The organism is uncultured Ruegeria sp. (genome assembly GCF_947500045.1).
GTDB lineage: Bacteria > Pseudomonadota > Alphaproteobacteria > Rhodobacterales > Rhodobacteraceae > Ruegeria.
The window spans coordinates 32570-52677 of the sequence record NZ_CANMQQ010000015.1 but is presented as its reverse complement, the minus strand read 5'-3'; the positions used below and the strand labels follow the sequence as shown (position 1 = coordinate 52677).

Sequence of the window (20108 nt, the reverse complement as noted above, 5' to 3'; positions counted from 1 at the left end):
AATATCGGCAACTCGACATTCAACAGGGAGAAGATAATGAAGAAATTGACAAGCCTTCTGGCGGCAACCGCGCTGACAGCTGCCGCAGCCGCACCGGCGATGGCCGAGAAATGGGACATGCCGATGGCCTATTCGGCATCAAATTTCCACTCGGCCACGGGCGCCGAATTCGCCAAATGCGTGACCACCGGTACAGGTGGTGAGATTGAAATCGTCACGCATCCCTCGGGCTCTCTGTTCAAGGGGGGCGATATCAAGCGCGCGATCCAAACCGGGCAGGCCCCGATTGGTGAGCGTTTGTTATCCGGTCATCAGAACGAAAACGCGCTGTTCGGGTTTGACTCGATTCCGTTTCTGGCAACGTCATTTGATGATAGCGCCAAGCTTTGGGACGCGGCCAAACCTTCGATCGAAAAGCTGTTGGCTGAACAGAACCTGACCCTGCTTTATGCAGTGCCATGGCCGCCTCAGGGCCTTTACTTCAAGGACGAGGTGAACTCGGTCGCTGAAATGGAAGGCATCAAGTTCCGGTCCTACAACAACGCCACGTCGCGGTTGGCCGAACTTACAGGGATGCTGCCGGTCACAATTGAGGCTGCAGAAATCAGCCAGGCTTTTGCCACTGGTGTCGCGGACTCAATGGTGTCGTCCGGCTCAACCGGCTATGACCGCAAGGTCTGGGAAAGCCTGAATTATTTCTATGAAGTAGATGCTTGGCTGCCGCGCAACTACGTGATGGTGAATTCGGATGTCTGGGCTGGCGTTTCGGATGCCAGCAAGAACGTCATCAAGGGTTGTGCAGAACTGGCCGAATATGCCGGAAACTGGCGTGCCAAGGAATATACCGGCTTTACCCTGCAGGGTCTGCGCGATGGCGGTATGACTGTTGGTCCAGCCTCGGAGCAGATGACGAATGAGCTGAAAGAGATCGGCGTCACCATGACCAATGAATGGCTTGAAGCCGCTGGTGACGAAGGCAAAGCCATCGTCGATGCGTTCAACTCTTCTCAGTAACGACTGAGTAATGGGCGGCGGGCACCTCCGCCGCCCATTCTGCACTCGATCAAAACCCAAGCGGGGACGGTATGGCGGCATTACGTGGGCTTCGGTCCGTACTGGATTTCATCTATCAGGCAGCGGGCGTTCTGGCCGCACTTAGCCTGATTGCCATTTTATTGCTCATCGTGGTCCAAATGCTGGCCCGCTGGACCGGAGAGGTCTTTCCTGGCGCGCCGGATTATGCTGGATACGCGATGGCTGCCGCCTCTTTTCTGGCGTTTGCCAACGCCCTGAACCGGGGCAGCCACATCCGGGTTTCCATCCTTTTGAATTCGGTACCCGTTGGATTTCGCCGAATTCTCGAAATCTGGTGTTTTGCCATCGGTTCTGCCGTCATGTGGTATTTCTGCTGGTATGCATATCGCTTCGTGTTCTGGAGCTGGAAGTTCAACGACATAAGCCAGGGGCAGGACAAAACCGCCCTTTGGATACCGCAATCAACCATGCTGATCGGCGCGATAATCCTTGCAATCGCGCTGACAGATCACCTGTTCCATGTCTTGTTCAAAGGTGACCATCGTATCACCCGCGATCTGGCCGATCAGAGCCACGGAGAATAAGAGCATGGAAAACATATCCGTCATCATCCTCTTTCTCTTCGTCCTATTCACCCTTTTGGGCTCTGGCGTTTGGGTCGGGTTGGCCTTGATGGGCGTCGCCTGGGTCGGGATGGAGCTGTTTACCACGCGCCCCGTGGGCGATGTTATGATCACGACCATCTGGTCATCGTCCTCTTCCTGGACTCTGACCGCCCTGCCGATGTTCATTTGGATGGGTGAGATCCTCTATCGAACGCGATTATCAGAGGACATGTTCAAAGGCTTGTCGCCATGGATGGCACCGCTGCCCGGAGGGTTGGTTCATACGAATATTGTGGGCTGCACAGTGTTTGCTGCGGTCTCGGGGTCCTCTGCGGCAACCCTGACCACGGTTGGAAAGATGTCGATCCCGGAACTGCGCAAGCGCAACTACCCTGAGCGTATGATCATCGGCACGCTGACGGGTGCGGCCACGCTGGGCCTGATGATCCCGCCGTCGTTGACGTTGATCGTCTATGGGGTGACGATCAATGAATCGATCACCAAACTGTTCTTTGCCGGTATTCTACCTGGCCTCGTGCTGGCGGCGATGTTCATGGGGTATGTCGCGATCTATTCCAAGATTGGCAAAGACTGGAACCCAAACGATGAAGGTAAGCTGACCTTTTCAGAAAAAGTCAGAAACTCTCGTTTCCTTTTGCCCGTTATCCTGCTGATCACGGTGGTGATCGGATCCATGTATCTGGGCTATGCCACAGCGACCGAGGCCGCCGCCTTCGGCGTGATCGGGAGCCTGTTACTGGCCGCAGGGCAGGGCTCATTGAATTGGAAGACATTCACCGAAAGCCTGATGGGCGCGACCCGTACCAGCGCAATGATCGCGCTGATCTTGGCAGGTGCCGCGTTCCTGTCTTTGTCGATGGGCTTCACCGGTTTGCCGCGCGGGCTTGCTGACCTGATTGCGGGGTGGGAGCTGACGCGGTTCGAACTGCTGATGGTCCTTTTGGTTTTCTATGTCATTCTGGGTTGCTTCCTTGATGGAATTTCCTCGGTCGTGCTGACCATGGCTGTTGTCGAACCGATGATCCGCGACGCAGGGATCGATCTGATCTGGTTCGGTATCTTCATCGTGGTCGTCGTCGAGATGGCGCAGATCACCCCGCCCATCGGTTTCAACCTGTTCGTGATGCAGGGGATGACCAACCATGAGATGAGCTATATTGCGCGCGCCGCAATTCCGATGTTCCTGATCATGGTGCTGATGGTGTTCGTGCTGATCTGGTTCCCGGAACTGGCTACGTGGTTGCCTGAGAACCTGCGTCAGAGCCCCGGTGGGTAGCGGGCATTGAACCCTTTCCACCTTGCAGCACGACACGGCCCTTACGTATTGATTTTGGGGTTGGTGGCTGGCCTCTTGCTGCCGGGATTGGCCGAACCAATGCGACCGTTTTTGCCGCCCTTGGTCATGATCTTGTTGTTTTTGACGCTGCTTCGAATGAAGCCGGGTGCCATCGTGGGCTCGCTAACTGATCTGCGACAGGTCGCAGGCACGATTCTGGCCTTCCAACTGGCTATGCCCTTGCTTGTGGCTGCGGTGGGATTTGCCGCTGGCTGGAGCAACGCTCCGGTTTTTCTATCGCTTTTGATCGTGGCCGCTGCGCCTTCGATTTCCGGCAGCCCTAATATGTGTCTAATGATGGGGTATCCTGCGGAATATGCGATGCGTCTGGTCGTGGTTGGAACTGCTGTTCTGCCTTTTACCGCCCTGCCAATCTTCTGGTTGATGCCAGAATTGGGTGACATCCAGGCTGTCCTGATGACCTCGCTTCGCCTATTTCTTACGATCGTAATCGCAATTCTTGCAGCGGTCGCATTGCGCCGAACCGTGCTTCGCGAACCATCACAGTCGACGCTTATAAATCTGGAAGGTGCAGCGACAATCACGCTTGCGGTTTTTGTGGTTGGATTAATGCCATCTGTGAGTGCAACCGCTCTTCAAGAGCCCGCAGTCGCGCTGTTCTGGATCGTATTTGCCTGCCTGATCAATTTTGGCGCTCAGGTTGTTTCTTTTCATCTGACGCGAAGCAGGCTGCCCACTGCCGAGGCAATTGCAGTTTCTTTGATTGCTGGAAACCGAAACACCGCAATATTCTTTGTGGCGTTACCGCCTGAAGTGACCGCACCCATTATGGTGTTTATCGGCGCCTACCAGATTCCGATGTACCTAACGCCTTTGATCATGCGCCGGCTTTATCTGCAGAAAAGTTCAATCGGATGACTTGATGCCTGCGCTTCAAGAGCCCTTGCTTTCTAACCAAGCGATGTTCGTTGTCTCAGCCGGTTTCGTCGGCCGCCTCACTAAGCCACTTGAACACAAGCTTTGCGCGATCGGATGAGGTGTTATGTAATTTCACGTAGAAATCCAACTGCGATGATGTGGTCTGCGGCAATAGCCTGACCAGTTTCCCCGATTTGATCAGGTCCGAGGTCAGACCCTCCCAGCCCAGAACCGCGCCCATATCGTCCTGGGCGGCCTGAAGGGCAATCGTGTAGTTGTTGACACGATGTGCCGAATTCAGCGGGCCGTCATATCCCAGCTTGCGGGTCCACGCGCGCCAGTCAGTCCAGCCGGTGTCTGGAGCATCAAGATGGATAAGGGGCACGCGCGCGAAATCCTCAACGCGTTCAATGGGGTTCTGTTCCGCGAACCGGGGGCTGCACAATGCCATGATGTTGTCGTGAAACAGCGTCTTGAAGATGCCCGTTTCACGACTGGAATCGCCATAGTGAATGCTCAGGTCGCATCTCGAAGTATCGATGCCGAGGTCAGTTACTACCTGCGTCACGGAAACATGTCCGTGTCGCTTCCAGAACTGGGCAAGACGCGGCGTGAGCCAGAGTGAACTGACAGCCGTGGTCGAGCGGATTGTAACGCCTTTTCTGTCATACTGGCGGCGCAACTGCCCAAGGGCTTCGCTGATGCCTTCAAGACCACGTTGCAGCGCAACAAGCAGATAAGCGCCGCTTTCGGTCAGTTCCACGCCGCGATGATGGCGCAGAAACAGCGCGCATTGCAGCTCATTCTCAAGCGCTTTGACCTGATGGCTGATCGCGGCGGGCGTGACGTTAAGTTCTTCGGCGGCCGTCTTGAAACTCACATGTCGCGCGGCAGCTTCAAAGCTGATAAGCGAACTTACTGGTGGAAGATCATAGGGACGGTTGAGCAAGATGGTTTGACCTGTGATGGTATGATGAGCCAATGATATACGAGCTACTCGTCGCAGGTTGGCTTAGCTCACCTTATGCAACATGAATCTTTTTGCAATTGCTTCCCAACAGTTCAAGATGAAAATTTCAGACAATCGTTTGAGACGCGATCCATGTGTGATCAAGCAGTAAACCCAAGCCGTTGGGGGCGGGTACCGAGCAAATTGCACATGCTGGTCTTCCGTCGCCCACTGCGATCACCGGTTGGTTGAGCACAATTTGAAGGAGCTTCAGAATGCAGTCACATGCGAAAGTCGTGGTTGTTGGGGGAGGCTGCGTCGGGGCATCAATCCTCTATGGTTTGACCGAGCATGGATGTTCCGATGCGGTCATGCTTGAGCGGACTACGCTGACCTCGGGCTCGACCTGGCATGCGGCGGGGCTGTTGGTGACCTTTGTACGCTCTCACAACGTGTCGAAGATGACGATGGAAACCATCCGCATCTATAGCGAGGTGGAGAAAAAGATGGGCAACTCTGTCGGGCTGCGAAAGGTGGGCCAGCTGCGGGTGGCCAACACCGAAAAGCGCTGGGACGAATTCCAATCCTATATATCGATCGCAGAGGCCGCAGGCGTACCCTGTAAGTTGCTGACACCGGAAGAGATTGCCGAAGTCCACCCGTTGCTGAACCAGAGCCCGGACATTCGCGGCGGAATCCTGCACACTGAAGACGGTTACGTGAACCCGGCAGATATCACCATGGCCCTGGCCAAGCTGGCGCGCGACGCGGGGGCCAAGGTGTACCAGAACACTGAAGCTCAGGCTTATAAGAAGCTAGATAATGGCAACTGGAGAGTAACCACCAATCAGGGTGAGATCACGTGTGAGCACCTGATCTTTGCCACCGGCAATTATGCCCGCGAAAACGCGCGCCGCGTGGGGTTGGATCTGCCCTGTATCCCAATCGTTCACCAATACTGGACGACCGAGACCGTGCCGCTGCTGAAAGAGCGACGGGCGCAAGGTCTGCCAGAATTCCCGATCCTGCGAGATGAGGATTACGGGGCGTATCTGCGCGAAGATGTTGGGGGCATCCAGTTCGGGCCTTATGAGTTTACCAAAGACCTCAAACTGTTTGCTGAAGATCGCGTGCCACCGGAATTTGGCGCGGATCTGCTGCCCGAGGATTTCGATGCAGTGGAAACCCAATGGGAGCGTGCCATCGAACGGGTGCCGACTTTGGGTGAGGTCGGCATCAAGGCCAATACCCGCGGTCCATTCCAGATGACACCGGACGAGCTGCCTTTGGCGGGCCCCGCACCCGGGCATGAGAACCTGTGGTTAGCCGAAGGTATGCCCGGCGGTATTCTGTGGGGCGGCACCGTAGGCAACCGTTTGGCCAAGTGGATCGTCAACGGCAATCCAGGCATGGACATGTCGGAACTCGACCCGCGCCGGTTTTCAGATTACGCCTCCAAACGCTGGACGATGGACAAAGTGCGCGAAACCTGGGGCACCCACATGGAAGCACATGTGCCGGGTGAGGATTTCCCGGAAGCGCGACCAATGAAGACCGTGGGCTCATACGACCTGCTGACAGCGCAAGGCGCGGTCTGGACCAGCTTCAACGGCTACGAATTCCCGCGTTGGTTTGCCAAATCACCAGAAGAGGCGATCCCCGAACACGGCTTTCGCCGCACCAATCACATGGAACTGGTGCAGGAAGAGGTGCGTCGCACCCGCGAAGAGGCGGGTTTCATCGAGATGTCGCCGATGACCAAGTTCACTGTGCGTGGACCGCGGGCTGCACAGTGGTTGGACAGCATCATGGCCAACAAACTGCCGAAAGTAGGCCGCATGACCCTGTCGCTGATGCTGAACGACAAGGGCGGCATGGATGCGGAATACACTATCGTGCGCTACGACGAGGATGACTTCTATCTAATCTCAACCCCAAACTGGCGGGCCTACAATTGGGACCAGCTGCAGCGCGTGCTGCCGTGTGACGGGTCAGTTGTGATCGAGGATATCTCAGAGCAATTGGGCGTGATCGCGTTGGCCGGACCAAAGGCCCGTGAAATCCTGCAACCGCTGACCGACAACGACCTTTCGAATGCAGCCTTTCCATGGCTTTCGGCGCAAATTGGTGAGGTGGGCTATGCCAAAGGCGTGCATCTGCTGCGTGTCTCTTACACCGGTGAGTTAGGGTGGGAGTTGCACCACCCGGTCGGGTATAATCGCCATCTTGTCGACTTGCTGTTGAAGGTCGGTGTCAAACCGTTCGGCCTTGAGGCGCTGGAGTCGATGCGCCTCGAAAAATCCTATCGCGCCATCAATCGCGAGATTTGCAAAGACTTGACCCCTTATGAGGCTGATCTCGATCGCTTCGTTGCCATGACCGAAAAGATTGGTGGGCAGGTGGCCGAGCGTGAGTTCGTCGGCAAAGCAGCACTTTTGAAGCAGAAGGAAGAGGGCAACTATAACCGTTTGGTAACGCTGAAACTGCCGTTCTGCGACACCTCGGTGATGTTCGACGAGGGCGTGTATGCCGATGGTAAGTTGATCGGGCGCGTCACCTCGGGTGGATTTTCCTATTACTGTAACCACGACATCGCGATGGCGTTGGTGCCGCAAGAAATGACGGCTCCGGGCACCAAGATGCAGGTTTTGATCCACAATGAATTGCGCGATGCCGAAGTGATCGATGTCTGCGCCGTTGACCCCACCAGCGCCCGTGCGCGCACCTGATCCGGAGGAATTGAGATGGCAGAAGCAAGAGCGCGCTCAGGCCGAAGCGGTGGACGTGCGGCACGGATTCAAGCCCGTACCAACCCGGCCCCGGTCTACCTGTCGACGCTAATTCGCAAGATCGGCCCGATTGATCTGCTCGGCCCGGAGGGCGTCGAAAAGATCCACAACGCCGCAATGACGATCCTGGAAACCACAGGAATCGAGTTTCGCGATCCGCTCGCTCTGGCAGATTGGAAGAAATATGGCGCGGATGTGCAAGGCGAACGGGTCCGCATCGGTCGCGAGATGCTGATGGACCTGATCTCGGCTGTACCTTCGGAATGGGGCTATGCGGCGCGCAATCCGGATCGCTCATTGAGGGTGGGGCACCAGCATTCGGTTTTCGCCAACGCCTATGGCGCGCCTTTTGTTTATGGACTGGATGGGGTGCGCCGCCCGTCGGTGTTGGAGGATGCGCAAAACTTCTTCAAGCTCAGCCAAATGAGCCAGTCGATGATGGTGCCCGGTATCCTGCCCGTAGAACCGCAGGATGTTCCGGTTCCGCTGCGCCACTTGGAACTTGTCCACGCCGCGCTGACGCTGACTGACAAGCCTATCAAGGGCTCTGTCCTGTCAGAGCAAGCGGCGTTGGATTCAGTTGAGATGGCCCGCATCGTGTTCGGTGCGGACTTCGTTGACGAAAATGTCGTGATGGCCGCCTTGTTGAACTGCAACACACCGCTGGTCTGGGATGAGACCATGCTGCAAAGCTTGCGCGTCTATGCCGCTGCCAACCAACCCTGTCTGTTATCGCCCTTTGTGCTGGCTGGGGCCAGCACGCCCGCCAGCCCGCAGGGAGGTGTCGCGTTGCTGATCGCAGAATCGCTGGCGGGTATGGCCTATAGCCAGATTATCCGGCGCGGCGCACCGATGGTGTTGGGTGTGGCGATCATGGGCGTTTCGATGAAGACAGGTGCACCGATGATGGGCTCTCCGGAACCTGGTCTGATGAACTTGCTGGTGGGCCAAATGGCGCGGTTCTACGGGGTGCCCTGGCGGACCTGTACCATGTGGACCGGATCAAAGTCGCCGGACATGCAGGCCGCGTTCGATACCGCAAACACCATGTGGCCGGTGCTGCTGGGTGGTGCGCACTATATTGTCCATGCGGCGGGCTTTCTTGAAGGTGCGCTTGGGGTCAGTTACTCGAAATGGGTGCAGGACACGTTGCAGTTGGAAAACTTCCACCGTTTCTTCACCGGTTTGCAGGATGAGGACCTGGGTGCGCTTCTAAGCGATATTGATCAGATCGGTCCAGGTGGGCATTTCTTGGGCACTGATCATACGCGCGAGAACCCGATGCATATGAACCACTTGCAAAACAATGACAGTTTTGAGCAGTGGGAAGCAGAAGGTTCAAAAACCGCAGAGACCGTTGGCACGGAAGAGGCGCAGCGTATGCTCAGCACCTATGTGCAGCCACCAATGCCGGACGATAAGCGCGGCGCATTGGATGAATTTGTCGCCAGAAAACGGGTGGAATACAGCGCCTAAAAAATCCAGAATGCGGGCGCTGACCTGCCCGTTTTCGAAACCCAAGAACCGGATTAACCAATGACCGATAACTCTACGACGACGCTTTCACTCAACGAGGTCAGAGAGTTGGCCAAATCCGTCTTTGTGGCCGGGGGCATGGATGAACATGGCAGTGCGGTTCTGGCCGATCTCGTAAGGATGACAGAACGCGACGGGCCGCGTAGCCACGGATTAAGAATGCTGCCCGTTTACGCGCAAAGCTTTTCTTCAGGTTATGCCAACCCTACCGCCAATCCCAGCGTTGAACGGATCGCTACGGGTGTTTTGCGCGGGGATGGTGACAATGGCTATTACCAGATCGTGGCTGCCAAGGCGCGGGGCGAGCTCATTGCGATGGCGCACGAAAATGGGATCGCCGCGTTCACCTGTTCCAATTGTCACCACTTGGGGGCGTTGCGGTTTGATACCGGTCCGTTGGCCGAGGCTGGATTGGTGGCACTGGGCGTTGTGAATTCACTTGCTATGGTGGTGCCGCAAGGGGGGGTACGGCCCGTTTTCGGCACTAATCCGATGTCTTTTGCGTGCCCACGACCGGGGGGTGAACCGGTTGTCTGGGACCAGGCTTCGTCAATGGTCGCGCTGATGGATATTAAGATGGCCGCCGCTGAAGGGCATGATCTGCCGCTTCCCGCCGGCCTCGACCCAGACAACCAGCCTACACATGACCCCAACGCCATTCTGGAAACCCGCAGTCTGCTGCCATTTGGCGAACACAAGGGGGCTGCGATCGCATTTCTGATCGAAGTTCTTGGGGCCGCTCTGGCTGGCGGAACATTGTCCGTCGATAACGCCAGTCGTGAGGCGCATGGCGCATTGAACATCAAGGGCGGTAACACGCTGATCGCGATTGATCCCGCGCGGTTCGGCAACGCAGCGTTCGAAGATTACGTTCAGCGTATCTGCGCCGAGATTGAAGGCAATGGGCAGGCGCGTGTTCCAGGGGATGGCAGATTGAAGAACCGCGCCGCCGCAGAGGCAAATGGCGTACGCGTCACTGCCGAGTTGATGGCGCAACTGCGCGAACTGCAATAAAGGTACCAAGTATGTCTCGGGTGGTTGTGATCGGTGGCGGCATCGTTGGGGTTTCCTGCGCACTGACGCTGCAGTCCAATGGGCACGACGTTACTGTCGTGGAGCCGGGGCCTGTGGGTGAGGGCGCAAGTTGGGCTTCCTGCGGGTGTATCGCAGTGGGCGAGATTGTGCCTCTGTCGCAACCCGGGATGCTGATGAAGGTGCCGGACTGGTTGCTGGATGCCGAGGCTCCGCTTTCTCTGCGCCCGGCCTCGGCCCTAAAGTTGCTGCCTTGGTTTGCGCGGTTTACGGCCAATGCACGTCCTTCAAAAATGCGGACGATAGCCGCCGATTTAGCACGGCTCACATTTGTCGCCACCGCAGATTTCAAGGCGCAGCTTGTTGATATTGGCCACCCGGACCTGTTGGTCGAGCGGCCGGTCATTAAGCTGTTCGACGACGATAATGACCTCGCCACAATGCGCGCAGCCTTTGATCTGGCGCGTGAATTGGGTTGCACAATTGACGAAATATCTGGTCATGAAGCGCACGAGATCGACGCCGCGATTGCACCCGATTTCAAACATGCCGCCCTGCTACGAGACTGGAGTTTCGTGACCGAACCAAAGCTGTTGGTCGAAACTCTGATGCGGAACTTTGCCAGCCGGGGCGGGGTCGTTGTCGCGGGTGCGGCCGTCGAATTTGCACGAGATGATCGAACTGTCCAAAGCGTGCGACTTCAGAACGGACACACGCTTGGCGCCGACGAATTTGTCATCGCTGCAGGAATGCACTCTCGGATTTTGTCTAAGAAGCTAGGCGTTGCCCTGCAGATGGAAGGGGTAATCGGATATTCGACCGTTCTGTATGACAGTGGGATCAATCTGCGCCACACGGTGTTTTATGCAAAGGGCGGGTTTGGTATCACACCTTATCAGGATGCTCTGGCCGTGGCCGGAACCGCGGAATTTGCAGACCTGATGGCAGCGCCCAACTGGAACCGCGCTGATATATTGGTCAAACGTGCACATCGCGTGTTGCCGGGCCTGAATATCGAGAAAACCGAACGCAGGATGGGCCGCCGTCCTTTCACACCGGACACGCGCCCGATCATTGGTCGCAGCAGACGCTTGGCCAATGTTACTTTTGCCACGGGTCACGGTCAGCTTGGCCTGACATTGGGGGCCACTACAGCGCGGATTGTTGCAGATGTGATCGTGCGCAAGGCCCCGGACATCGATATTCAGGCCTTCAGCCCTGATCGGTTTTAGGCTTTGACCAAAGTCCTCCCAACTCCTTTTTGGCGACATGTGACGCCACCAAAAGCCCGATCATCCAGCCCGTGATCACCGCGCAAGCGGTTCCAAACCAGACACCGATTTCGCTGAAGCCAAGCAACCCAATGAAAATCCAGACAAAGAAAGCTACGCCAAATCCCTGACGGTAAAGGCTGATCCACACCGTCCAGATTGGTCGCTTCAGGGCTTGCAGCAGCGAATTGATCGAAAACAGCATCATGTAGAATGGGAGTACCAGGCTGTCGACGCGCAGATAGCTGAGCCCGACGCGGATAACCTCGGGATCGTCGGTGAACAGGCCCAGCAAAGGGCGGCCAAATATCCACAGGATCGGGGCTGCGATGGCGGTCATGATGAACCCGATTTTCCAACAATAAAACAGGGCTTCGCGCACCCTTGCATAATCACGCGCTCCGAAATTCTGGGAGGCGATGGGCAGCAGGGCACCGGTAACACCCAGCACAGGCAGCAACAGAATCTGTTCCAACCGAATGGCAACGCCGAAGCCAGCGATTGCGTGCTCTCCAAAGATTTTCAGGGCGAACTGCATGACGAATCCTGACAGGAGCATCACGATAAACGATGTGGCCGTGGGCAGAACCTGAACCGAGATTTCCCTAAACCTCAGCAGGCGTGGGATGAAGTTTCGAGCCCGCATGCGCCTCATTCTACGACGTCCAAGTACCTGCCGGATCATGAATATCATCACGCCCGTCTGGCTGATCACCGTCGACAGGGCGAGGCCGTCGAACCCGATGCCGGGGATCAAGCCCGGGATGCCATAGATCAACAGCGGATTCAGACCGATATTGGCGAAAAACGCAACGATAAGTGCGCGCTGCATTGAAACCGCATCCCCATGTGCCTGAAGAATGCCATTGCACCCAAAGGCGAGCAGGAAACCGGGCAAGGCCAGCAACAGCCAGTAGAAGTAGCGAAGGCCTGCATCGCGATACGCGCCTGGTTCCGACACCAGATTTATCAGTGCCGGGCCATACCAGAGCCCGGCCAGCGCCAGAACACATGCTGCGATGACGCCGTAGACCATCCCTTGTGCCGCAAACCGCCGCGCCGCGCGATTATCGCCAGCTCCCAATGCGTTACCAACCAACGCGCTCATCGCGGCACCCAGTCCAACCCCGACCGAGATGGCAATGAAAAAGGCTTGAAAACCTAACGCCAATCCAGCCTGAGCACTGGTTGAGAGAAGACCGGCGAAGAATATATCGACGACGTTGTAGAGCGTGTTGAACAGCATTCCGATCGCCGCAGGGATGGCCAAGGTTCGAAAATGGGTTGAGATCGGCCCGCGTGTTAGATCAACTTCGATGGGGTCGGCCATGTCAGTAAGCCACTAGGGTCGCTCGGCCTGAACGGTCAGGAAGACGAACTCGGGTGTCAAAACTTCTTCGAAGCCGTGGTTCAGTTCTGCGTCAACGCTGATACTGTCCCCTGCTGAAAGTGTGAATTGAGCCTCGCCGTAACGATACCTGGCCTGCCCCTCGAGAACCTGAACAAAGACGACACCATGGCCGACATATGTAGGCGGCCGCCACTCGTCCCGCAGGAGCTTTACGCGACGGGCCTGAAAGCGCAGATCTTTGCGGGAATGCAGCGCAAGGTTGACGTATTCGTGCGAATGACCACCCGCCAATCGGGTGGACTTCAGCCCTTGCCCATGGCGCACCAGCGTATAGTCGGTATGATCTGTCCGCGCCTCGCGAAACAATGAGACAATCGGCACTTCAAGCGCCTCAGCAAGTGCTGCCAGCGTGTCGATAGACGGGGAGACCAGCCCATTTTCGATGCGGCTGACCATGGCCGCCGAAATACCTGACTGCTCGGCTAATCGACGGGCGGATTGCGCCCGACTCTGGCGCAACTCCCTCAGCGAGGAGCCTATGGCCCGATCAATCTGTCTTCCCGGCGTGTCATCTTGCATGATACATTCCGTCATTCTTCGGCATAGTAGCCCACGACGTCTCCTTCTGTTGTGACACCCAGCCCGTTCAGCAATCGGTTGGCATAGTTGAAATACCCCACGATCTGATTGATTTCGAGGATCTCACCGTCCTTCCAGCCTGCCTCTTTCAGGGCGGCTACATCGGATTCGACTACTGTCCCCGGCGACCGCGTCAGCTTTTCCGCGTAGTCCAGTGCGGCCAGCTCTGCGCCTTCAAATGCATCTTTCGGGCTATGGGCCTTTAACGCAGCCTCAACAGCGTCTGCGCGTGCTTCATTACCAATCAGATGCCGGGCGTTTGCCCAGTGGTTGGCATAAGAATAGGGGCAGTCGTTCAGCGTGGATACATATGAGCTGATGACCTCCTGAAACCACATGGGCACAGTATTTGCGTCGTCGTGCAGACAGGCCCGATACAAAATAACGTGACCTTTCATGGTGTTGGGGCGCAGCGAATGTACACGCATCACGTTGTCCACGGTGCCGTGAGGCGTGCGTGCGAGATCCAGGGTAGCCTTCAAATGCGCGTCAGCATCTTCGTCAGGTATCATCCGAATCCAAGCAGACATTCACGCTTCCTTCCATAGCTTTCTGTTCAAACTTCCGGGCGGCCATTTCGCAGCCAGTGAGTTTTTTATTGACGAATATTGCACATTAAGCAACCATATTGATTAGCGCGCAACAGATTTGAGGATTCTGAAGCTTTGCCAGATTGCTCCACTCACAACTTCAAGGGTCAGTTTACGCGCTTGACCCGAAAATCGACAGGTTCGGCATGACACAGCCCACCCCCATGATTGAAGTCACCAATCTGGATAAGTTCTATGGCGCTTTCCAAGCACTCAAGAATATCGACCTAACTGTTCAACAGGGTGAGAAGGTGGTGATTTGCGGTCCGTCAGGATCGGGAAAATCCACGCTGATTCGGTGTTTCAACGGGTTGGAATGGCATAACTCGGGCCGCCTCGTGATCGACGGGATCGAAGTTTATGACGGCGCAAAGGAAATCCGGGAACTGCGGCAGGAGGTTGGGATGGTATTCCAGCAGTTCAATCTGTTTCCGCATTTGACCGTGCTTGAGAATCTGATGATCGGACCGATGAAAGTTCGCAAGATCTCCAAGACACAGGCGGAAGAAACCGCGCGCAATTATCTTGATCGGGTTCACATCCCCGAACAGGCTGAGAAGTACCCCGCGCAACTGTCGGGAGGACAACAACAACGCGTCGCCATCGCCCGGTCTTTGTGCATGGAAACCCGGATCATGCTGTTTGATGAGCCGACATCCGCGCTTGATCCCGAGATGATCAATGAGGTGCTGGATGTGATGGTTGAGCTGGCCGAGACTGGCATGACCATGGTCGTAGTCACACACGAGATGGGATTTGCCCGCAAGGTGGCCGATACCATGGTCTTCATGGAGGCCGGGCAGATTGTTGAAATCTCTCCCCCCGAGCAGTTCTTTACCAACCCATCCAGCGAACGCTGTCGCCTGTTCCTGAACCAGATACTGGAACACTGACATGACCGATCTGGGCATAACTCGGGGAAAAGGACAGCCGCTGCCGAAACCGCCTTTTTACAAGCGGTTTTTTGATTCGACATTGGTTTCAATCGCGATTTATGCGGTTGTTATCGGACTGATTGCCTATGGATCGTATGCTGGCGCGCAGGGCATGGGGTATAACTGGCAGTGGTACCGGGTCCCGCAATTCCTGTACCGCAATACCGAGATCGGGTTCGAATGGGGTGAAATTCCCATCGGGTTGGTCGCCACGATCAAGCTATCCGTCACTTCGTTCCTGTTGGCTACTGCCATCGGATTGCTGGTCGCATTGTTGCGACTGTCGGGATTGGTGGTTGGGTCCGCCGTCGCCGTTGCATTCCTCGAACTGATCCGAAACATCCCTCTGCTGGTTCTGCTTTATCTGTTTTACTATGTGCTGGGTCCGATCTTCAGTTTTGATAGATATACCGCAAGTATACTGACGCTGGCGATTTTTCACTCGGCCCTGATATCCGAAATCCTGCGGGCTGGGATCAATGCGATTCCGACCGGTCAATGGGAGGCGGCCAAATCCATCGGGATGACCCCCTATCAGACCTATAAGTATATAATTCTACCTCAATCTGTCCGTTTTATGCTGCCGCCCATGACGGGTGAGGTGGTTCACCTGATCAAGTCTTCAGCAATCGTCAGCGTCATTGCTGTGGCTGAGCTTACCACCTTTGGGCGCAACATCATTTCGGACACCTACATGAGTTTTGAAATCTGGTTCACCATCGCATTGGTCTATCTGGTGGTGACCCTGATCCTGTCGATCGGCGTAAGTCATCTGGAGAAGAAATATGCTGTCGACCAATAACCACAAGAAATTAACCGGACAACAAGGAGAACCAAGATGAAGCTATCTCGCAGAATGCTCGGGGCAGCCCTGGGCGCGGTCGTGGCAACAGGCATGGCGACCTCAGGCTGGGCCCAAAGCGCGACCCAGGATCTGTCCCGCGAAAGTGTGATTGAAACGATCAAACAGGATGGAGTGATCCGGATTGGTCTGTCGCTGTTCGTGCCATGGTCGATGCGCGACAAGAACGGTGATCTGATCGGCTTCGAACTGGATGTCGGGCGCAAGCTGGCCGAAGACATGGGCGTCGAGGTCGAATTTGTTCCGACCGCTTGGGATGGGATTATCCCGGCGCTTGTGTCCGGTAATTTCGATGTGATCATCTCGGGGATGTCGGTGACAGCGCAGCGAAACCTGACAATCAACTTCACTGATCCTTATGCCTTCTCGGGCCTAGCTATTCTGGCCAACAAAGAGCTGACAGCGGGTATGTCGCGCGAGGATCTGAACTCATCAGATGTTACCTTTGCGGCGCGTCGGGGTGCGACACCGGCCACCGTGATTGCCAAGGCGTTCCCCGAAGCCAACCTGTTGCTGTTTGATGAGGACGGTGCATCAACCCAAGAAGTTCTGAATGGCAACGCCCACGCCACCATGGCGTCGCAGCCAACCCCGAACCGCGAGGCCGGTCGCAATCCTGAAACGCTGATAGTGCTTGAAGGAGAGCTGTTCGATCCACGTGGCGAGGCGTTTGGTATGCGAAAAGGTGATCCGGACGCGATGAACTTTTTCAACAACTGGATTGCACAGAACTGGCGCTCTGGTTGGCTGAAAGAGCGCCATGATTACTGGTTTGCAACCGAAGAGTGGGCAGACCAGGTCGCACAATAATCAAACCAACCGGGGGCGGGCCCACTGCCCCCGGTCCTGATGCGGAGCGCCTCGGTGCAGGAATTTCTCAAAAAACTCAGATGGCCTGATTATCTGATCGCCGCGGTTTTGATTGCCTTCTTCGGGTATATCTGGCTGTCGATCGAAGGTACGCTGAACTACAAGTGGCGTTGGGAACTGATCCCAGGCTATATCGTTGGCTGGCATTCCGGGCGCGAAGAGTATTTTGCCAACTTGTTGCTGCAAGGCTTGGCTGCAACGGTTCGTATCAGCATTTATTCCGGTATTTTGGCATTGATTCTCGGCACAATTCTGGGTGTTGCGCGCTGCTCGGCCAACCTGACGATCCGGATGCTGGCGCGTACATATCTGGAGTTTCTGCGCAATGTGCCTCCGGTTGTCGTCGTCTTCATTTTCTTCTTTTTCCTATCTCAACAACTGATCGACGCACTGAACCTTGAACGCTGGGCACGCGGCATTGCACGGCAGGAAGATAACCAGATATGGACCTTCTTCTTTGGTGAAATGCGGCGCTTTCCTTCGTTGGTTTCAGGTGTCATCGTTTTGGCCCTGTTTGAAAGTGCCTTTGTAGGTGAAATCGTTCGCGCCGGAATTCAGTCCATCCCGAAGGGTCAGCGCGAGGCTGCGCGCTCGATCGGGATGAGTCGCCTTCAGGAAATGCGCTATGTGGTGCTACCGCAGGCGATGAAAAAGGTCGTGCCACCGTTGGCAAACCAGTTCATCTCATTGATCAAGGACAGCTCGATCCTGTCGCTGATCTCGGTGCAGGAGCTGACTTACAAAACCGTCGAACTGGTCGCCTCGTCCCGAATGATATTTGAGGCTTGGATCACAACTGCGGCATTCTACTTTATTGTCTGCTTCGGTCTCAGCCGCATCTTCGCGCGCCTCGAGAAACGATCCGACAAGCGTTAGGTTCAGGTCACATTCGGACCTGAACCATTCCGTCCTGAACCCGCGTTTCAAATACCCGCATGGCCCGGGTCGCCGGGGCTGAAACCGGCTTGCCGTCGCGGACATCGAACGCACCCTGATGCAACGGGCATTCGATCACGTGACCGTCGAAGTAGCCATCGCACAGATCAGCCCCACCATGGTTGCACAATGCCAACGAGGCGTAGACACCACTGGGCGTATCGTACACGGCTATCAATCGCGGCCCGATTGCGACCCGCGTGACCCAGTTTTCTTCCAGCTTTGATACTTCAATCACATCGCGCCACGGTTTTTCGGCTTTCATCACTCAAGCCCTCGTTTTGCGCTGCATGATTTGACGCAGAATGTCGCGATGCGCGGCAAGGTATCCGCCCTTTTCAACGAATATGTGGTCCTTCAGCTTCTCGTGCAGACGGGGCAAAGCGTGGAACGGAACCGAGGCGACATAGTGATGCTCGGCATGATAGTTCATGTTCCAGCACAAAAAGGACATCGGCTTTGAAACCAGATTGGTGCGCGTGTTCTCCGACATCTGTGCCACTGTGGGCCGTCCGACATGTTCTGTCATGCGAACAAAGCGCATCACCGGTTCACCCAGAAAAAGGGGTATGATCCAGTACCAGACCAACCCCCACCACCCGGTGATGGCCATGGCTAAAATGATCGCGGCGTAAATGGCCAGCATGCGGCGCGCGTCCCAATAGGCCGATTGATGCTCTTCTTTAGGAATGAAGCGCAGCTCAGCTTCACTTAGGTTTCCAAAGGCATGCCGAAACAGCTCGGTAAACTTTCCACGCCAATAGGGTAGTGCAGACAGATAGAGAAGATATTCGCCAAGCGTTTTGGGCAAAGGGATCAGTTCGGGGTCTTCGCCGGTCAGTTGGGTGTAGGTGTGATGATCACAATGTTCGTAGCGAAAGAACCGGTGCGGCAGTATGATGATCAACCCGCAAATTTGTCCGACCAGATCGTTCAGCCAGCGGGTGCGAAACACCGTATAGTGGACGCACTCATGTTGTAGCGAGAAATGGTGTACTAGGACGACGCCTTGCAGAAACATCGCGGGCCAGATCAGCCAGCTGTTCCAGGCAAGCGTGATCAGTGTTGTTGTGCAAGCTAGCACCAACACCCAAATCGCGAGGTGGCGCAACCCGGGCCCGTTCGAGCGTTGCATGAATCCTTTGAGGTCTTCGCGCGTCAGTTTTCCTTCGGCCAGAGCTTGAGTCAGCGGCGTGACGATAGCTTGTGACATGTGAGTTCCATGATTTTTGCCGGAGCGGGGGCATTGCCCTCTGCGCATGGTCCGGCACCGGAGACGGGAGTGCTCCGCACCATAGGGCCGACTCTAACAGGCCCTATTAACAATAGATTATTTCGACAGACGATGATTCGATCAAGCGGTGATTGATCAGCTTGCAGCTCTTAATCCGATGTCAGGGTCCGGGTATTCGAAAAGGCCGGCGGCGCAGGGGAATCTATTCAGAATAGATCGCCCATTGGGCAGTCGATCCGCATGAAAAACACCATTGTTCCAGTAGGTCACCCCGTCGACCTCGATTGTCGGATCGATGACGTTCCAGCTGATTTCACCGGGCGCATAAGCGCCGCAGGTGTGAAAGTGCAAAATGCGTGGATTGCCGAAAGCAGACCCGCCCCAGCGTTCATAGTTGTCACGCATATCCCAGGGATAGCCGCAACCCGGATGGATGCCTGCATGCCAGGAGTGTACGAAATTGCGATCAATACCCAACTGACGGGCGACCCGGTCATAATGTGCCTCGGCCTTCGCGGCGTTTGCAGGATCTCCATCGAAGCGAAGCAACCGCCCGTTTTCCATTATGGCAAACACAGGGCGGTCAAATTCAATCGTGTAGTCGTCGTAGTATTTCGAACCTGTTCCAGTCAAAAAGCTGACAGCCACCCGACCGGAAAAACTGTATGCTGGAACTGGTGTGAAGACGGACATTGGAAATCGCAGGATTGAGGTGTCACCTGACGGTTGCAGGTCCATCATCGGTCGGCCGCGCACATCGGTTCCCAACGGGCAGGTAAGGCGTACTTCATCCGATGCATCCAGCAGCGCGTTGATATCGGCCTTAAGCTCCATGAACGCGTCGTGATGCCCATTGGAAAAACCCGAGCCCAGCATATCTTTGGATAAGGCAAAACTGACGATGATCTTCTTGCCTTGGGGCATGTCTGAAAACCGCAACTGATCCCCTAGCCTGGCGAGGAATAGAATTATGTCAGCTTCTTCGAAGCGTGCAAGAAGTTCAGGTGCCAAATGCGGATTGTCAGGGTTGAAACCTACATCGACCGTATCGACAACCAATCCAAGTTTATGGGCGGCGCGGCTGACGACGTCTACGCTGTCGGCATCGAAATATCCAAACTCTGGTGGTTCATAGGCAATCAGCAGCTTGTCACCCGCAGTTGCGCAGGCGCAGTTGATCAATAGATTTTGAGCGCCCCGCTCTGGCGTCATATCAGACATCGACACTTCCTGATTGC

The 20108-nt window shown here is 55.7% G+C and carries 19 protein-coding genes; 12 read left to right on the top strand and 7 right to left on the bottom strand.

The genetic code is table 11. The features are described 5' to 3' along the window. Positions 1-36 precede the first annotated feature (36 nt). The 4 genes from Q1B46_RS19685 (at position 37) to Q1B46_RS19670 (ending at position 3876) form a co-directional block, all read left to right on the top strand. A complete protein-coding gene (locus Q1B46_RS19685) occupies positions 37-1014 on the top strand; it encodes a TRAP transporter substrate-binding protein (RefSeq protein WP_299950996.1) in 978 nt (325 codons plus the stop codon). A 71-nt stretch (positions 1015-1085) separates the two neighbouring features. Then, positions 1086-1619 (top strand): TRAP transporter small permease, encoded by a 534-nt coding sequence (locus Q1B46_RS19680; protein WP_299950993.1) that lies wholly within the window; start codon positions 1086-1088, stop codon positions 1617-1619. A gap of 4 nt (positions 1620-1623) precedes the next feature. Then, positions 1624-2937: a TRAP transporter large permease subunit gene (locus tag Q1B46_RS19675; RefSeq protein ID WP_299950990.1), complete on the top strand. Its 1314-nt coding sequence runs from the start codon at positions 1624-1626 to the stop codon at positions 2935-2937. A gap of 6 nt (positions 2938-2943) precedes the next feature. Then, complete coding sequence (locus Q1B46_RS19670) at positions 2944-3876, top strand: hypothetical protein (RefSeq protein WP_299950988.1); 933 nt, start codon at positions 2944-2946, stop codon at positions 3874-3876. Between the two features lie 55 nt (positions 3877-3931). Here the strand turns inward: Q1B46_RS19670 and Q1B46_RS19665 are convergent, their stop codons facing one another. Beyond that, a complete protein-coding gene (locus Q1B46_RS19665; protein ID WP_299950985.1) occupies positions 3932-4825 on the bottom strand; it encodes a LysR substrate-binding domain-containing protein in 894 nt (297 codons plus the stop codon). A 275-nt stretch (positions 4826-5100) separates the two neighbouring features. Between Q1B46_RS19665 and Q1B46_RS19660 the strand changes: the two genes are divergently transcribed. From Q1B46_RS19660 to Q1B46_RS19645, 4 genes are read left to right on the top strand one after another with little or no spacing between them, the layout of a single operon-like run. Further along, a complete protein-coding gene (locus Q1B46_RS19660; RefSeq protein ID WP_299950982.1) occupies positions 5101-7554 on the top strand; it encodes an FAD-dependent oxidoreductase in 2454 nt (817 codons plus the stop codon). 15 nt (positions 7555-7569) lie between these two features. Next, positions 7570-9090, top strand: coding sequence for a trimethylamine methyltransferase family protein (locus Q1B46_RS19655; RefSeq protein ID WP_299950979.1), 1521 nt, complete (start codon positions 7570-7572; stop codon positions 9088-9090). 60 nt (positions 9091-9150) lie between these two features. Next, complete coding sequence (locus tag Q1B46_RS19650; protein ID WP_299669309.1) at positions 9151-10164, top strand: Ldh family oxidoreductase; 1014 nt, start codon at positions 9151-9153, stop codon at positions 10162-10164. Positions 10165-10175: 11 nt separating this feature from the next. Then, positions 10176-11414, top strand: a complete 1239-nt coding sequence (locus Q1B46_RS19645) for an FAD-dependent oxidoreductase (protein WP_299950975.1) — start codon at positions 10176-10178, stop codon at positions 11412-11414. On the opposite strand, the gene Q1B46_RS19640 is transcribed toward Q1B46_RS19645, so the two are convergent. From Q1B46_RS19640 to Q1B46_RS19630, 3 genes are read right to left on the bottom strand one after another with little or no spacing between them, the layout of a single operon-like run. Further along, on the bottom strand, positions 11395-12783 hold the full coding sequence (locus Q1B46_RS19640) for an MATE family efflux transporter (RefSeq protein WP_299950972.1): 1389 nt from the start codon (positions 12781-12783) through the stop codon (positions 11395-11397). The genes Q1B46_RS19645 and Q1B46_RS19640 overlap by 20 nt on opposite strands. Positions 12784-12795: 12 nt before the next feature. Beyond that, the gene (locus tag Q1B46_RS19635) at positions 12796-13383 is read right to left on the bottom strand and encodes a helix-turn-helix transcriptional regulator (RefSeq protein WP_299950969.1); all 588 of its coding nucleotides are present in this window, start codon (positions 13381-13383) and stop codon (positions 12796-12798) included. Between the two features lie 11 nt (positions 13384-13394). Beyond that, on the bottom strand, positions 13395-13973 hold the full coding sequence (locus Q1B46_RS19630; protein ID WP_299950966.1) for a peroxidase-related enzyme: 579 nt from the start codon (positions 13971-13973) through the stop codon (positions 13395-13397). Between the two features lie 206 nt (positions 13974-14179). Here Q1B46_RS19630 and Q1B46_RS19625 point away from each other — a divergent pair, with 206 nt between their 5' ends. The 4 genes from Q1B46_RS19625 to Q1B46_RS19610 are packed head-to-tail and all read left to right on the top strand — an operon-like array spanning position 14180 to position 17576. Next, a complete protein-coding gene (locus tag Q1B46_RS19625; RefSeq protein ID WP_299669299.1) occupies positions 14180-14926 on the top strand; it encodes an amino acid ABC transporter ATP-binding protein in 747 nt (248 codons plus the stop codon). Position 14927: 1 nt separating this feature from the next. Next, positions 14928-15770: an amino acid ABC transporter permease gene (locus Q1B46_RS19620; RefSeq protein WP_299950962.1), complete on the top strand. Its 843-nt coding sequence runs from the start codon at positions 14928-14930 to the stop codon at positions 15768-15770. Between the two features lie 36 nt (positions 15771-15806). Beyond that, positions 15807-16640 (top strand): transporter substrate-binding domain-containing protein, encoded by an 834-nt coding sequence (locus Q1B46_RS19615; protein WP_299950959.1) that lies wholly within the window; start codon positions 15807-15809, stop codon positions 16638-16640. Positions 16641-16694: 54 nt separating this feature from the next. Further along, the gene (locus Q1B46_RS19610) at positions 16695-17576 is read left to right on the top strand and encodes an amino acid ABC transporter permease (RefSeq protein ID WP_299950956.1); all 882 of its coding nucleotides are present in this window, start codon (positions 16695-16697) and stop codon (positions 17574-17576) included. A 7-nt stretch (positions 17577-17583) separates the two neighbouring features. Here the strand turns inward: Q1B46_RS19610 and Q1B46_RS19605 are convergent, their stop codons facing one another. The 3 genes from Q1B46_RS19605 to Q1B46_RS19595 all read right to left on the bottom strand — a co-directional run bounded on the left by Q1B46_RS19605 (position 17584) and on the right by Q1B46_RS19595 (position 20091). Continuing rightward, positions 17584-17901, bottom strand: a complete 318-nt coding sequence (locus Q1B46_RS19605) for a non-heme iron oxygenase ferredoxin subunit (protein ID WP_299950953.1) — start codon at positions 17899-17901, stop codon at positions 17584-17586. Positions 17902-17904: 3 nt separating this feature from the next. Continuing rightward, on the bottom strand, positions 17905-18849 hold the full coding sequence (locus tag Q1B46_RS19600; RefSeq protein WP_299950950.1) for a fatty acid desaturase family protein: 945 nt from the start codon (positions 18847-18849) through the stop codon (positions 17905-17907). Between the two features lie 156 nt (positions 18850-19005). Further along, the gene (locus Q1B46_RS19595; RefSeq protein ID WP_299950947.1) at positions 19006-20091 is read right to left on the bottom strand and encodes a hypothetical protein; all 1086 of its coding nucleotides are present in this window, start codon (positions 20089-20091) and stop codon (positions 19006-19008) included. Positions 20092-20108: the final 17 nt, after the last annotated feature.

Coding starts and splice junctions, on each gene's coding strand:
- Q1B46_RS19685 (WP_299950996.1), top strand. CDS start 37: ATGAAGAAATTGACAAGCCTTCTGGCGGCAACCGCGCTGACAGCTGCC.
- Q1B46_RS19680 (WP_299950993.1), top strand. CDS start 1,086: ATGGCGGCATTACGTGGGCTTCGGTCCGTACTGGATTTCATCTATCAG.
- Q1B46_RS19675 (WP_299950990.1), top strand. CDS start 1,624: ATGGAAAACATATCCGTCATCATCCTCTTTCTCTTCGTCCTATTCACC.
- Q1B46_RS19660 (WP_299950982.1), top strand. CDS start 5,101: ATGCAGTCACATGCGAAAGTCGTGGTTGTTGGGGGAGGCTGCGTCGGG.
- Q1B46_RS19655 (WP_299950979.1), top strand. CDS start 7,570: ATGGCAGAAGCAAGAGCGCGCTCAGGCCGAAGCGGTGGACGTGCGGCA.
- Q1B46_RS19650 (WP_299669309.1), top strand. CDS start 9,151: ATGACCGATAACTCTACGACGACGCTTTCACTCAACGAGGTCAGAGAG.
- Q1B46_RS19645 (WP_299950975.1), top strand. CDS start 10,176: ATGTCTCGGGTGGTTGTGATCGGTGGCGGCATCGTTGGGGTTTCCTGC.
- Q1B46_RS19640 (WP_299950972.1), bottom strand. CDS start 12,783: ATGGCCGACCCCATCGAAGTTGATCTAACACGCGGGCCGATCTCAACC.
- Q1B46_RS19635 (WP_299950969.1), bottom strand. CDS start 13,383: ATGCAAGATGACACGCCGGGAAGACAGATTGATCGGGCCATAGGCTCC.
- Q1B46_RS19630 (WP_299950966.1), bottom strand. CDS start 13,973: ATGTCTGCTTGGATTCGGATGATACCTGACGAAGATGCTGACGCGCAT.
- Q1B46_RS19625 (WP_299669299.1), top strand. CDS start 14,180: ATGACACAGCCCACCCCCATGATTGAAGTCACCAATCTGGATAAGTTC.
- Q1B46_RS19620 (WP_299950962.1), top strand. CDS start 14,928: ATGACCGATCTGGGCATAACTCGGGGAAAAGGACAGCCGCTGCCGAAA.
- Q1B46_RS19615 (WP_299950959.1), top strand. CDS start 15,807: ATGAAGCTATCTCGCAGAATGCTCGGGGCAGCCCTGGGCGCGGTCGTG.
- Q1B46_RS19605 (WP_299950953.1), bottom strand. CDS start 17,901: ATGAAAGCCGAAAAACCGTGGCGCGATGTGATTGAAGTATCAAAGCTG.
- Q1B46_RS19600 (WP_299950950.1), bottom strand. CDS start 18,849: ATGTCACAAGCTATCGTCACGCCGCTGACTCAAGCTCTGGCCGAAGGA.
- Q1B46_RS19595 (WP_299950947.1), bottom strand. CDS start 20,091: ATGTCTGATATGACGCCAGAGCGGGGCGCTCAAAATCTATTGATCAAC.